The 12939-nt window shown below is 64.1% G+C and carries 11 protein-coding genes; 8 read left to right on the top strand and 3 right to left on the bottom strand.

Translation table 11 applies throughout. The features are described 5' to 3' along the window. Positions 1-77 precede the first annotated feature (77 nt). From C7450_RS15610 to C7450_RS15590, 5 genes are all read left to right on the top strand, one after another. Positions 78-1049, top strand: coding sequence for a quinone oxidoreductase family protein (locus tag C7450_RS15610; protein ID WP_210206466.1), 972 nt, complete (start codon positions 78-80; stop codon positions 1047-1049). Beyond that, positions 1049-2641 (top strand): ABC transporter ATP-binding protein, encoded by a 1593-nt coding sequence (locus C7450_RS15605; protein WP_110375576.1) that lies wholly within the window; start codon positions 1049-1051, stop codon positions 2639-2641. The genes C7450_RS15610 and C7450_RS15605 overlap by 1 nt, the downstream gene beginning before the upstream one ends. After that, a complete protein-coding gene (locus tag C7450_RS15600) occupies positions 2631-3710 on the top strand; it encodes an ABC transporter permease (RefSeq protein WP_110375374.1) in 1080 nt (359 codons plus the stop codon). The genes C7450_RS15605 and C7450_RS15600 overlap by 11 nt, the downstream gene beginning before the upstream one ends. Then, complete coding sequence (locus tag C7450_RS15595) at positions 3707-4624, top strand: ABC transporter permease (RefSeq protein ID WP_110375373.1); 918 nt, start codon at positions 3707-3709, stop codon at positions 4622-4624. Before C7450_RS15600 ends, C7450_RS15595 begins: the two co-directional genes overlap by 4 nt. 150 nt (positions 4625-4774) lie before the next feature. Further along, positions 4775-5845: a BMP family ABC transporter substrate-binding protein gene (locus C7450_RS15590; RefSeq protein WP_110375372.1), complete on the top strand. Its 1071-nt coding sequence runs from the start codon at positions 4775-4777 to the stop codon at positions 5843-5845. 245 nt (positions 5846-6090) lie between these two features. On the opposite strand, the gene C7450_RS35015 is transcribed toward C7450_RS15590, so the two are convergent. The 3 genes from C7450_RS35015 to C7450_RS15575 all read right to left on the bottom strand — a co-directional run bounded on the left by C7450_RS35015 (position 6091) and on the right by C7450_RS15575 (position 9175). Continuing rightward, complete coding sequence (locus C7450_RS35015) at positions 6091-6654, bottom strand: transcriptional regulator (RefSeq protein ID WP_110375371.1); 564 nt, start codon at positions 6652-6654, stop codon at positions 6091-6093. Positions 6655-7267: 613 nt separating this feature from the next. Further along, entirely contained in the window at positions 7268-8086 is an 819-nt protein-coding gene (locus tag C7450_RS15580) for a glucose 1-dehydrogenase (protein WP_110375370.1), read from the bottom strand. Between the two features lie 168 nt (positions 8087-8254). Then, the gene (locus C7450_RS15575; protein ID WP_110375369.1) at positions 8255-9175 is read right to left on the bottom strand and encodes an SMP-30/gluconolactonase/LRE family protein; all 921 of its coding nucleotides are present in this window, start codon (positions 9173-9175) and stop codon (positions 8255-8257) included. A 531-nt stretch (positions 9176-9706) separates the two neighbouring features. Between C7450_RS15575 and mltG the strand changes: the two genes are divergently transcribed. The 3 genes from mltG (at position 9707) to gmk (ending at position 12877) form a co-directional block, all read left to right on the top strand. Further along, entirely contained in the window at positions 9707-11002 is a 1296-nt protein-coding gene (gene mltG / locus C7450_RS15570) for an endolytic transglycosylase MltG (RefSeq protein ID WP_110375368.1), read from the top strand. 341 nt (positions 11003-11343) lie between these two features. After that, complete coding sequence (locus C7450_RS15565; RefSeq protein ID WP_110375367.1) at positions 11344-12231, top strand: YicC/YloC family endoribonuclease; 888 nt, start codon at positions 11344-11346, stop codon at positions 12229-12231. Positions 12232-12235: 4 nt separating this feature from the next. Continuing rightward, positions 12236-12877 (top strand): guanylate kinase, encoded by a 642-nt coding sequence (gmk, locus tag C7450_RS15560; RefSeq protein WP_110375366.1) that lies wholly within the window; start codon positions 12236-12238, stop codon positions 12875-12877. Positions 12878-12939 lie beyond the last annotated feature (62 nt).

The following is a 12939-nucleotide window of genomic DNA, read 5'->3' as shown; positions in this document are numbered from 1 at the left end:
TTGTATTATATCCCAATTGCGAAGTCGTTGCTCCGGCGCCCCTTGCATAGCTAACATGCGCGCGCCATAAGGAGTTGATCATGAAGGCCATACGTGTTCACGCCCCGGGCGGGCCCGAGACCCTGCGCTTTGAGGATGTCGAGGTCGGCCAACCCGGCCCGGGAGAGGTGCGCATCCGCCAGTTCGCCATCGGCCTCAATTTCATCGACGTCTACCATCGCACAGGATTGTATCCGCTGCCCACGCCTTTCATTCCCGGTTCCGAGGGGGCCGGGGAGGTCGTGTCCGTGGGCGAGGGCGTCGACGATGTCCTGCCGGGCGATCGTGTCGCCTATGCGTCTGCGATCGGCGCTTATGCGGAAGAGCGCCTGGTTCCCGCCGCGCATCTGGTGAAGCTGCCGGGGTCGATCGATTTCGAGACGGCCGCTGCCATCATGCTGAAGGGGCTGACGGCGCAATATCTGTTGCGGCGCACGTTCAGGGTGGAGGAGGGGCAGACCATTCTGTTTCATGCGGCGGCGGGGGGCGTCGGCCTCATCGCCACGCAATGGGCCAAGCATCTCGGCGCCACCGTCATCGGTACGGTCGGGTCGCCGGAGAAGGCCGAGATTGCAAAGGCCCATGGCTGCGATCACGTCATCCTCTACCGCGATGAGGATTTCGCCAAGCGCGTCAAGGAGATCACGCACGGCAGGGGATGCGCGGTGGTCTATGACGGCGTCGGCAAGGCGACCTTCCCGGCGTCGCTCGATTGTCTCGCGCCGCTCGGCATGTTCGTGAGCTTCGGCTCGTCCTCGGGACAGATCGACGCCTTCAACATCAATATCCTTGCGCAAAAGGGCTCGCTCTTCGCGACACGCCCCACGCTCAATACCTATATCGCCGAGCGCGCCGACCTCGTCGACATGGCGGCGGATCTGTTCCATGTGGTGCAGAGCGGAGCGGTCAAGGTGAAGATTGAGAAGCGTTATGCGCTCGCCGATGCGGAGGCCGCCCACCGGGCGCTCGAGAGCCGGGCGACGACCGGCGCCACAGTGCTGTTGCCGTGATGGAGGACGCGTCGTCGCTCACCGACGGCCTGCCGCAATCTCCAGCGTCCTCGCTCGTCTCGCTGGAGCGCATCACCAAGCGTTTCGGCGATCTCCTGGCGAATGATGCCGTTGATCTCGCCATCGGGCCGGGCGAGATCCATGCGCTGCTTGGCGAGAACGGCGCGGGAAAATCAACGCTCGTCAAAATTCTCTACGGGCTGATCGAACCGACCGAAGGCGAAATCCGCTGGAAGGGCGACATCGTTGCGCTCGACGGGCCGATGGCGGCGCGCGCGCTCGGCATCGGCATGGTGTTCCAGCATTTCTCGCTCTTCGACAATCTCAGTGTCATCGAGAATGTGGCCGTGGCCTTGTCGGCGGATATCACGCTCGACACCATCGCGCGCCGGATCCGCGAACTCGCGGACACGTTCGACCTCGCGCTCGATCTCGACCGGCCCGTCTGGACCCTGTCCGCCGGTGAGCGGCAGCGCATCGAGATCGTGCGCTGCCTGTTGCAGGATCCCGACCTCCTGATCCTCGACGAGCCGACCTCGGTGCTTACGCCGCAGGAGGCCGAGGATCTTTTTGGCACGTTGCAGCGCCTGGCCGCCCGCGGCTGTGCCATTCTCTACATTTCCCACCGCCTGGAAGAGGTGCGGCGGCACTGCCACCGGGCCACGGTGCTGCGCGCCGGCCGCGTGGTGGCGACGCTCGATCCGTCCACGGTCTCCGCCCGGCATCTCGCAGGGCTGATGGTCGGCGCCGAAATCGGCGACGTGAAGCCCGCGCCAGCGCATGCGATGGGGATCGAGCGCCTGGTGGTGACAAGCCTGTCGCTGCGTTCCGAGGAGCCGCATGGCATCGATCTCAGGGATGTCGCACTCACCGTGCGCGGCGGCGAGATCGTCGGCATTGCCGGGGTGGCCGGCAATGGGCAGAGCGAACTCTTTGCGGCGCTGTCGGGCGAGCGTCTCTGCGGGGACCGCGCCATCCTTCTCGACGGCGAGCCGGTCGGGCATTGCGACATCACGGCGCGGCGTGAGCGGGGCGGGGCTTTCGTGCCGGAAGAGCGGCTCGGTCACGGTTCCGTTCCATCACATCGTCTCGGCGAGAATACGCTTCTGTCCCTCCACGGGACCAGCGGCTTCGTGAGCGGGGGGCTGATCCACCCGGGGCTCGCGCGCCGTTGGGCGGCGCGCATCGTCAAGACCTTCGACGTCCGCAAGGAGGGGGCGGATCCCCGTGCTGAGACGCTCTCGGGTGGCAATCTGCAGAAATTCGTTGTGGGCCGCGAGATCCTGCGCGATCCGGCCGTGCTCGTGGTCAACCAGCCGACGTGGGGTGTGGACGCCGGCGCGGCGACGACCCTGCGTCAGGCGCTGATCGACCTGGCCGCCAAGGGCTCCGCGGTTGTCGTCATCAGCCAGGATCTCGATGAATTGTTCGAGATCGCCGATCGCATCGCCGTCATCCATGCCGGCGAACTCACGGCGGCCGAGCCAACGTCACGCCTGTCGCGCGAGGCGGTCGGCCTTGCCATGGCGGGAGCCCGCGAACATACGGGCGAGAGCGGCAAGGTTGAGCGGGGTGCGACCCATGCGCATTGAACTTTTGCCGCGGCGCAACGTCTCGCTCGCGGCGCGCATTCTTGCGCCGCTCGCGGCGCTTGCGGTCTCCTTCGTCATCGGCGGCCTCATCCTGGCCGCGATGGGCCGCTCGCCGGCGAGCGCCTTTGACGTCTATGTCGTGCAATCCCTGTCGGATGGCTGGGCACTCCAGCAACTGGCGCTCAAGGCAACACCTCTCGCCATCATCGCCGTCGGCCTGTCCTTCTGCTTCCGCGCCAATCTCTGGAACATCGGCGCCGAGGGGCAATATATCGTGGGCGCGTTGTGCGGCGGGTGGATCGCCCTGATCACCCACGGCAGCGACGCGGGGGCCTGGGTGCTGCCGGCCATGCTCCTCGCCGGCATCGTCGGCGGCGCGCTCTGGGCCCTGGTCGCCGCGGGCCTGAAAGTGGTCTTCGGCGTCAGCGAGATCCTGACGAGCCTCATGCTGGTCTATGTCGCGGAATACTGGCTCGACTACCTCGTCCGCGGCCCATGGCGCGATCCCAAGGGCTTCAACTTTCCCCAGACCGTGACCTTCGATCCCTCCGCCACCCTGCCGATGCTGGGCGGGGAACTCACGGTGCATGCGGGCGTCGTGATCGCCATCGTCGTCGTCCTGGTTGCGGCCTTCATCCTGCGTTTCAGCCTGTTCGGCTACCGGCTGCGCGTGACCGGCGAGGCGCCGCGCGCCGCGCGTTTCGCGGGCTTCTCGCCGGTGGCCACCACCCTGGCGGTTTTCGCCATATCAGGGGGGCTTGCGGGCCTGGCCGGCGTCATCGAGGTGAGCGGCTCGATCGGCCAGCTCAAGCCGAGCATCTCTCCGGGCTATGGCTTCACGGCGATCATCGTCGCCTTTCTCGGCCGCCTCGATCCGATCGGCATCCTCATCGCGAGCCTCGCCATGGCGCTGACCATTCTCGGCGGCGAGGCGGCCCAGATCGCCTTGCGCGTCCCGTTCGACTTCACGCGGGCGTTCCAGGGTATCCTGTTGATCGCCATCCTCGTCGCCGATTCCCTCGTCACGTATCGCCTGCGCATTTCGGCAGGCCGTCGGGCTGCCGCATGACCATCTTCGAGGCCATCCTTCTCACCATCGTCACGGCATCGACCCCGCTCTTGCTCGCCGCGCTTGGCGAACTCGTCGTGGAGCGGGCGGGGGTGCTCAACCTCGGCGTCGAAGGCATGATGGTGATGGGCGCCGCCTGCGGCTTCGCGGGCGCGGTGACGTTCGATTCCACGCTCGCGGGGATCCTGTGCGGCATCCTCGCCGGCATGGTGCTGGCGCTTGTCTTCGCGATCGCCGTGCTCGGGCTGGCGGTCAACCAGGTCGCGGCCGGGCTGGCGCTGACGATCCTCGGGCTCGGGCTTTCCGGCCTGATCGGCCAGCCGTTCGTCGGCGCCCAGCGGGAGGTGATCGCGCATCTCAGCCTGCCCGTGCTGAGCGACCTTCCCGTGGTCGGCCGCCTTGTCTTCGGCGAGGATGCCTTCGTTTATATCTCGCTTGCCGCGACCGCCACCGTGGCCTGGTTTTTGGCGCGGAGCCGCGCCGGCCTGACGCTGCGCGCCGTCGGCGAGAACCACGGCTCGGCCCATGCGCTCGGTCTGCCGGTCCTGAAGACGCGCCTCCTCGCCATCCTGTTCGGTGGGGCGATGGCGGGGCTCGCCGGGGTCTATCTCTCGCTCGTCTATACCCGCTTCTGGTCGCCGGGCATGACGGCAGGGCGCGGGTGGATCGCCGTTGCCCTGGTCGTTTTCGCCGGCTGGCGCCCCGGCGTCCTCCTCATCGGTGCCTATTTGTTCGGCGCGGCAACGGTGCTGCAGTTGCACGCCCAGGCCGCCGGCTTCGGCCTGCCGTCCCAGGCGCTCGCCGCCTTGCCCTATCTCGCGACGATCGTCGCGCTCGTGCTGCTGTCACTCGGGCGCAAGGGAGCCTCCGTTGCACCCGGCTCGCTCGGGCAGCCCTTCGCGCCGGATCGCTGAGACGCGCGATTGCGCCCAGGGTGCTCGCCGAAGCGGCTGTCACGGGGGCGCCGGTGAGGCCTGTGCGCCGAACAATAATTGTGTGGCACGGGGCTCGCATGTAGTGTCCCGCGATCATTTCCAGCTCGGGATCACGGGGACGGTTCCTTCATGAAGCAATTGATGTCATTGGCCTTGGCGGCGCTCGCGCTTGGCCTTTCGCCAGTTTCCTCCTCGGCGCAGGAGAAGCTCAAAGTCGGGTTCATCTATGTGGGACCCGTCGGCGATCACGGCTGGACCTACCAGCATGATGTCGGCCGCAAGGCGGTCGAGAAGGCCTTCGGCGACAAGGTCGAGACGACCTATGTGGAGAGCGTTCCGGAAGCCGATTCCGAGCGGGCCATCGAGCAGCTGGCGCGCACGGGCCATGGTCTGATTTTCACGACCTCCTTCGGCTTCATGGAGCCGACCCTGAAGGTCGCCCGGAAATATCCGAAAGTGCGCTTCGAACACGCGACGGGCTACAAGCGCGCCGACAATCTGTCGACCTACGGCGCCAAGTTCCACGAGGGCCGCTACGTCCAGGGCAAAATCGCCGCCAAGATGTCCAAATCGGGGATGATCGGCTATGTCGGCGCCTATCCGATCCCTGAGGTCGTTGCGGGCATGAATGCCTATTATCTGGGCGCCAAGTCCGTCAATCCCGACATCAAGCTCAAGGTCGTCTTCGCCAACACCTGGTACGATCCGGGCAAGGAAGCCGACGCCGCCAAGGCGCTGCTCGATCAGGGCGTGGATGTCATCACGCAGCATACGGACAGCCCGGCGCCCCTGCAGGCCGCCGAAGCGCGTGGCAAGCTTGGTTTCGGCCAAGCCTCCGACATGGCGCGCTTCGCACCCAAGACGCAGCTGACGGCTGTCGTCGATCACTGGGACGATTATTACATCGACCGGGTCAAGGCGGTGCTCGACGGGACCTGGAAGTCGCAGGACACCTGGGGCGGCATGAAGGAAGGCATGGTGTGGATGGCACCTTACGCCAACATGCCCGAGGATGTGGTGAAGCTCGCCAAGGACACGGAAGAGGGCATCAAATCCGGCGCCATCCATCCCTTCGCCTGCCCGGTCTACAAGCAGGACGGCTCGGAAGTGGAGTGCAAGGGCGGCAAGGCCCTGTCCGACGAGCAGATCCTCAGCATGAACTTCTTCGTCAAGGGCATCGACGACAAGCTGCCGCAATAAGCCCGCCACAGCTCCCGAGGTGGTGAGGCCAGTTGCTCGCGTCGGCCTTGCCGAAGGTCGTGGTCATTCCGGGGCCTCACGGCCCGCCCCGGAATGACGACGGTGGCTCCGGTGGCTTCATCCCGGCAACTGTCCACACCCACTGGAGCAGGTCTGTCTGTTGCGGACTTGGCACCGCTCAAAAATTGACGAGCAAATGCACCTGCTCAGATGGTATCTGACGATACGATCCAGGCCGGACGGCTCTACGCGCTCGTATCTTCGAAGCGCTGTTTCGTGGCCTGCTCGTCATCCAGGAGCTTCGCGGCATCGTTGTCGGCGATCGCGATCGCCGGCGCCGCGCTCACCATCTGCGGCAAGCTGATGTTGCGCTGGGAGAGTTTCTCGCGCAGCAGCTCGTTCTCCAAGGTCTTCTTCCCCAAAAGACGCTGCAATTCACGAATTTCACTTTTCAAGGCGAGGTAGTGGTCCTGGTCGATCTGCGTCTCGCGAGGGGCGGCCGCCGGCGCGCTGGTGCCGGCATCCGCAAACAGATGCTTATGGATAAGTGGCTCATAATACTGCAAAACATGCACTATGAAGGCATTGACATCGATATTGAGCGCCTTTGCCCAGGCGGCATATTTCTCGGTCGGAATGCGTCCACGACCGATCTCGATCTGTGATATGAATGTATAATATTCGACATCGATCAGTCGCGCGAGATCCCGCTGCGAGAGACCAGCGTTTTCACGAAGCGACCTTAGCCAACGTCCGCCCCGACGTCGCAGTTCAAGAGCCTCGTCATTCAGGCTTTTATTGCCAGCCATTCACGGGAATCCATTGTTTACTTACGCGTGTTCCTCCCCCCGAGACAAATGAGTCCAGATTAAGCTCCGGGAATATACCAGCAAATTCAAGCGCTAGTGAAACCAGCTGAACCAGCTGAATGAGTGTTTCATATAGCGATGAATGTGTCGTGGCAAGTCGGGGCCGGACGTCGTGCAAACGCACTATGGATCCAGATGGCCGTTACTTCTGATTACTATGATACCGTTTTGCCGATATTCTCAATCGATTCGGACATGCTGGCTTCCCGCCGCGAGCGGAGCGGAGGCAGCTTCGCATCGGTGGATAAAAAAGTGCCTATCCTAACAGCTTGGCCTTCCCGGCATGGCCGTTGGGTGCCGTGCGTCTCCGGCGTGGCACGCCCGGAACGCATGGCTGTCTTGCCGGGCGCGGGCGTCCGCCTGCCTCGTGCGCGATTGTTCCCACGTCCAGAGCATTCTCGAGCGAAGTGGACACCGGTTCGCGTGAAGACGATGCGTAGAAACAAAGACCTGGAGCAAATCCGGCATACATGGAATCGCCATCTTCCATTTAAGCTTTTGGATTTGCTCGTCAATTTTTGTCTGGAGCAAGTCCGCAGCAGACGGACTTGCTCTAGGACGACCAGTTGGTCTTGAATTCGGCAAATAGTGTCAGACCGCCGCAGGCGTAAAGGGTCTGGCCCGTGATGTAACGGGCCTCGTCAGAGGCCAGAAACGCGAAGATCGGGGCGATTTCCTCAGAGCTCGCGGCGTAGCCCATCGGGATATGGCGCTCGACGTCCGCTCTCTTCTGAGGATCGTCGACCCAGGCTTCATTGATATCGGTGGTGATGGCCCCGGGCGCCACCGCATTGACACGGACGTTCCTGTCGGCGAATTCGAGAGCAAGGGTACGCGTGAGATTGGCCAAGCCGCCCTTGCTCATCGAATAAGCAAGATAGGTCGGCTTTGGGATAATTTGATGCACGCTTGAGGTGTTGATGACGACGCCGCCGCCCGGCCTGGACAGGAAATGGTGTATGGCGCTACGCACGCAATAAGCCGCCCCCAGGAGATTGACGCCAAGGATTCGCTGAAGGTCCTCATCACTGACCGTGTTGCTGTCCGCCGACGCCTGGATGCCTGCATTGTTGACGAGTATGTCGAGACGTCCCCAGCCGTCGACCAGGGATGTGATCATTGATTCGACCGCGCTGCTCGATGAGACGTCGGCCAGCACCACGCGATGGTCGCGCGTTCCGAAACCCGCTTCCGCGCTCGCCGCATGCACGGCGGCAAGGGCGTCTTCTGCGGCCTGGCTATCGGAGACGGCGTTGATAGCGACGGTCGCACCCTCGCGAGCATACTGAACGGCGACCGCGCGGCCTATGCCGCGCGACGACCCGGTTATCAGGGCAAAACGGTCCTTGAGGCGTTGGGATGTCGGGGTCATAGCGGTCCATGTTGTGTTGCGCCTGTGGCGCCAATATTAGCCAATGATTGGGCATGCGAAGGACTTGAACTAGGCATGCGAAGGACTTGAATTGGGCATGCGAGGGACTTGCGCCTGATGTATTGCAGGCTGCACCCGATGTGTCGGCGCGATCGCGCGCGGCGGCCGTCACGCCGGGTCTGGCCGCAACGCGCCCTGGGACCTGAGATAGACAGCGTAGAGCGAGGTTGTGGCGCAAATATAGAGCCGATTGCGTTTTGGCCCGCCGAAGCACAGATTGGCCACGACTTCCGGCACGTTGATCTTGCCGATGAGGGTGCCGTCGGGATGATAGCAGTGGACGCCGTCGCCCGCGCTCGTCCAGATATGGCCGGCGGTATCGAGGCGCAGGCCGTCGAACAGCCCGACGGTCGCGGTTGCGAAGACTTCGCCGCCGGAGAGCGCCCCGTGCGGTGAGACGGCAAAGCGCCTGATGTGGCGCGGGCCGTTCTTGACATGCGTGGCGCCGGTGTCGACGACATAAAGCGCGCGCTCGTCAGGGGAGAAGGCAAGGCCGTTCGGCTTCACGAAGTCGGTGGCGACAGCCGCGAGCTCGCCCTCCCGCGATAGCCGGTACACATAGGAGGCGCCGATCTCGGACGGCGCGGCATCGCCCTCATAGTCGGAATCGATGCCGTAGGTCGGATCCGTGAACCAGACGCTGCCGTCCGATTTCACGACCACATCGTTGGGGGAGTTCAGGCGTTTGCCATCATAGTGGCTCGCCAGCACCGTGCGGCGGCCGTCATGCTCCGTGCGCGACACGCAGCGCCCCCGATGTTCGCAAGAGACGAGGCGTCCCTCGCGGTCGACGGTGTGGCCGTTCTCATTATTGGCGGGTGCCCGGAAGACCGATACAGAACCGTCCGTTTCGTCATAGCGCATCAAGCGGTCGTTCGGGATATCGGACCAGACAAGATAGCGGCCAGCCGGGAAATAGGCCGGGCCCTCGGCCCAGCGGCTGCCGGTCCACAGTTTTTCCAGATGCACATTGCCAAAGACGAGGGATTCGAAACGCTCGTCGAGAACTTCAAAGGCGGCGGTCAGCATGTTTCCCCCTGATCTTGTCGTGTCCGTGCAGCGCGGCATCGGCCGGGTGGCGGTCTGAGCGGGTCATCGATGTCACACCAAGCTCTGAGGCGAATGTGCGTGACTATCGTTGAGCAGATCAAGTCCGCAACGGACGGACTTGCTCCAGGTATCGCGGCCATTGCCGCGCGGCGCAACTCCTTCTGCACGCGTGGGCCGTCTCGGTCGAAAGATCTGCGTCGGATGCCTGCAGGATGACGCGATCGGCCAACGGAATTGATCGTCGCGGCAAGGACAGGTACTATTTGGGGATCGATGGTGGTTCGGAGTCGGGACTTATGGGTCCGGCTAAGAGGTGATCCCATCGCCCTTGCCGCCGCCAAAGGTGAGGGACAGGCGCGCTTTCGCCACAATTTTCGGTAGTTTGGTCGTCGGGCGTGAGGCCCGTCGCTTGAGGAAGAGCAGAGCCTCCGCATGAACAGCGATGATCGCAGAGACGGTCGCCCGCCCCGAGACGACCGCCAGCCTCGGTCCAAACCTTTGTCCGCTCCGATGCGGGCTCTGCGCATCGCTCCCCGTAGCCCAAGCGAATCGATCAAGCCTATGGCCGCACCTCCACCTCCGCCGCAGATCCGACGTGAGCGCCGCCGCGGCGGCCTCATATCCCGTCTCAGCGGAGCTTTGACCTTCCTTCTCGTCGCCGCAGTGGTCATCGGCGGAGCCTTCTATATCGGGCGGCTCGAATACCAGCTCCCCGGGCCGCTGCAGGACGACAAGATCGTGACCGTGCGCGGCGGCAGCCAGACGGTAGCCCAGACGCTCGAACGGGAAGGGGTCATTTCCAATCCCCTGATGTTTGTCATCGGCCTGCATCTCTATGGCGTGAAGGACGACATCAAGGCCGGCGAATATCTGTTCAAGCAGCGCTCCAGTCTCAAGGACGTCATGGATGTGATGGTCTCGGGTAAGAGCGTGCTGCATCCCGTCACGATTCCCGAGGGATTGACGAGCGAGCAGATCGTCGCGCGGCTGATGGAGAACGATCTCCTGACCGGTGAGATCAAGACCATCCCTCCGGAGGGCAGCCTTCTGCCGGAGACGTATCGCGTGCCGCGCGGCACATCGCGCCGGCAGGTTCTCGACAAGATGATGGCCGATCAGCAGCGGGTGCTGCAGGAGGTGTGGCTCGCCCGCACACCAAACCCCCTGTTCACATCGCCCGACCAGCTCGTCGTCCTGGCGTCGATCGTCGAGAAGGAGACCGGGCAGGCCGATGAACGCCCGCGTGTGGCCGGTGTCTTCCTCAATCGCCTGCAGAAGAAGATGCGCCTGCAATCCGATCCGACGATCGTCTACGGTCTCGTCGGCGGCAAGGGCACGCTGGGGCGCCCGATCCAGCGTAGCGAAATCACCCAGGCGACGCCCTACAATACCTATGTCATCGACGGGCTCCCGCCCGGGCCGATCGCCAACCCCGGCCGCGCCGCGCTTGAGGCTGTCGCCCGGCCCTTGCCGGGCAAGGACCTTTATTTCGTGGCCGATGGCACGGGGGGGCATGCCTTCGCCGAGACGCTCGATCAGCATAATCGCAACGTGGCGCGCTGGCGCCAGATCGAGGCGAGCGGGCGCGCGACGACGCCGGCTGTGGATCACATCGAGCCGCCAAAAGACGAGACTCGCGGCGATGCAACGCGAGCCGGCCCGGGCGAGCCGCAGAAGGCACTGGCTCAAGGGGCCAACGGTCCGGGCTTCGATGCTTCGGAAGGCAAGCCCTTCGACCCCCTGCTCAACAAGACTTATGATCTGAACTCGCCACAGACGGTGCCGCCTGCGCTGCTGAAACGCTAGCGCATGTCCGTCTTCTGCGGATTGCCTCCGCTCGATAATAGACGAGTAAAGTCAATGACTTGGATCGTGGCGGACGATTCCATCGAAGTCGGATCGGCGCAAGGCCTGGTGTGCGGGCGGAAGAGGGCTCGCTCACGATCCCCCCGGCATGGTTAGGCCCATTGTGCCTGGCGACCGCCGTCGGGAAGGCCGCGCCGGCATGCGAGTCGTGCGGGCGGATGGTCTATCCTGTTGCCAAAGCATCGTATTTTTCGCACGCCTCCTCCACATCGTCCGCCGATGGAGTAAGGTGCCGCCTGCGCAGACTGCGTTGATGGGCTGAGGAAAGGCGGGATCGTTCGATGACAATTGCGAGCATGACGGGATTTGCCCGCGAGACGGGCGTCAGCGGGCCATTTCGCTGGGCCTGGGAAATCCGCAGTGTCAACGGACGCGGCCTCGACATTCGCCTCAAGACAACGCCAGGCTACGAGGTCTTCGGGGAGGAGGCGCGGGTTGCGCTGTCCAAGGCGGTGACGCGCGGCACCTGCCATGTCGGCCTCGTCGTCAGCCAGGTCGACGCCGAGCCGACCGTGCGGATCAATGAAGCCGCGCTTGCGGCCGTCCTCGCCGCCATAGGCCGGGTGGACCTGCCGGATGGTGTCCGTCCGGCTTCGCTCGACGGACTGCTCGGTCTGCGCGGCATCGTGGAAGCGAGCGTCGAGCTCGACGCACCCGAGGTGCAGGAGGCGCTGGCGGCCGACCTCAAGGCCGGGCTCGCTCGGGCCGTCGCCGGGCTTTCGGCTGCCAGGACAGCGGAGGGCGAGGCGCTCGCTGCGGTTCTGGGCGAGCAGCTTGATCGAATCAGTGCCTCGAGCGCCGCGGCGGCAGCTAATCCCGCGCGACAGCCGGAGGCCATCCGCGCGCGGCTCGCCGAGCAGGTCGCGCTTCTGCTCGGGGCGTCCCAGGCGCTCGACCCCCAACGTCTGCATCAGGAGGCCGCGCTGCTCGCCGCCAAGGCCGATATTCGCGAAGAGCTCGATCGGCTGGTGGCTCACGTGGCGGCTGCGCGCAGCCTGTTGGCGGAGGGAGGCGCCTGCGGGCGCAAGCTCGATTTTCTCGCCCAGGAGTTCGGTCGCGAAGCCAATACCCTGTGCGCCAAGGCCAATGACGTTTCGCTCACGGCGATCGGGCTTGATCTCAAGGCGACAATCGATCAGTTCCGTGAACAGTCCCAAAACGTCGAGTAGGCCGATGGCTCCCGTTGAAATTGCCCGCCGTGGTTTGATGCTCATCCTGTCGTCGCCGTCGGGCGCCGGCAAGACCACCTTGACCCGCACCCTGATCGAGCAGAAGGAGCTCGAACTGCAGCTCTCGATCTCCGTGACGACGCGTGCGCGCAGGCCGTCCGAGGTGGGGGACGTCCATTACCATTTCATCGAGAAGGACCAGTTTCTCTTCCGGCGCGATCGCGGCGACCTGCTCGAATGGGCCGAGGTGCACGGCAATTTCTATGGCACGCCGCGGCAGCCGGTCGAAAAAGCCCTGTCTGAAGGGCGCGACATGGTGTTCGACATCGATTGGCAGGGCACCCAGCAGATCGTCGAGAAGATGCGTGAGGACGTGGTGACGGTGTTCATCCTGCCACCGTCGCTCGCCGAATTGCGTAACCGGCTTGACCGACGTGCCGAGGACGCGGCCGATGTCATCGCCAAACGCCTCGACAATGCCCGCACGGAAATCGCGCGGTGGGAGGCCTATGATTATGTGCTGATCAATGACGACCTGAATCAGGCCTTCAACCAGCTTGTGGCGATCCTGACCGCCGAGCGCCTGAAGCGCCAACGCCGGATCGGGCTGGAAGCCTATGTTGATCATCTGCTCGGCGAGCGCTAGAGCAAGCCCGTCTCTTGCGGACTTGGCAACGCTCAACAATAGACGAGCAAATTCACCGACCA

It is taken from the genome of Chelatococcus asaccharovorans (genome assembly GCF_003201475.1).
Classification (GTDB): domain Bacteria; phylum Pseudomonadota; class Alphaproteobacteria; order Rhizobiales; family Beijerinckiaceae; genus Chelatococcus; species Chelatococcus asaccharovorans.
Note: the sequence above shows the minus strand (reverse complement) of the source record. Positions and strands in the feature narration are given on the sequence as shown.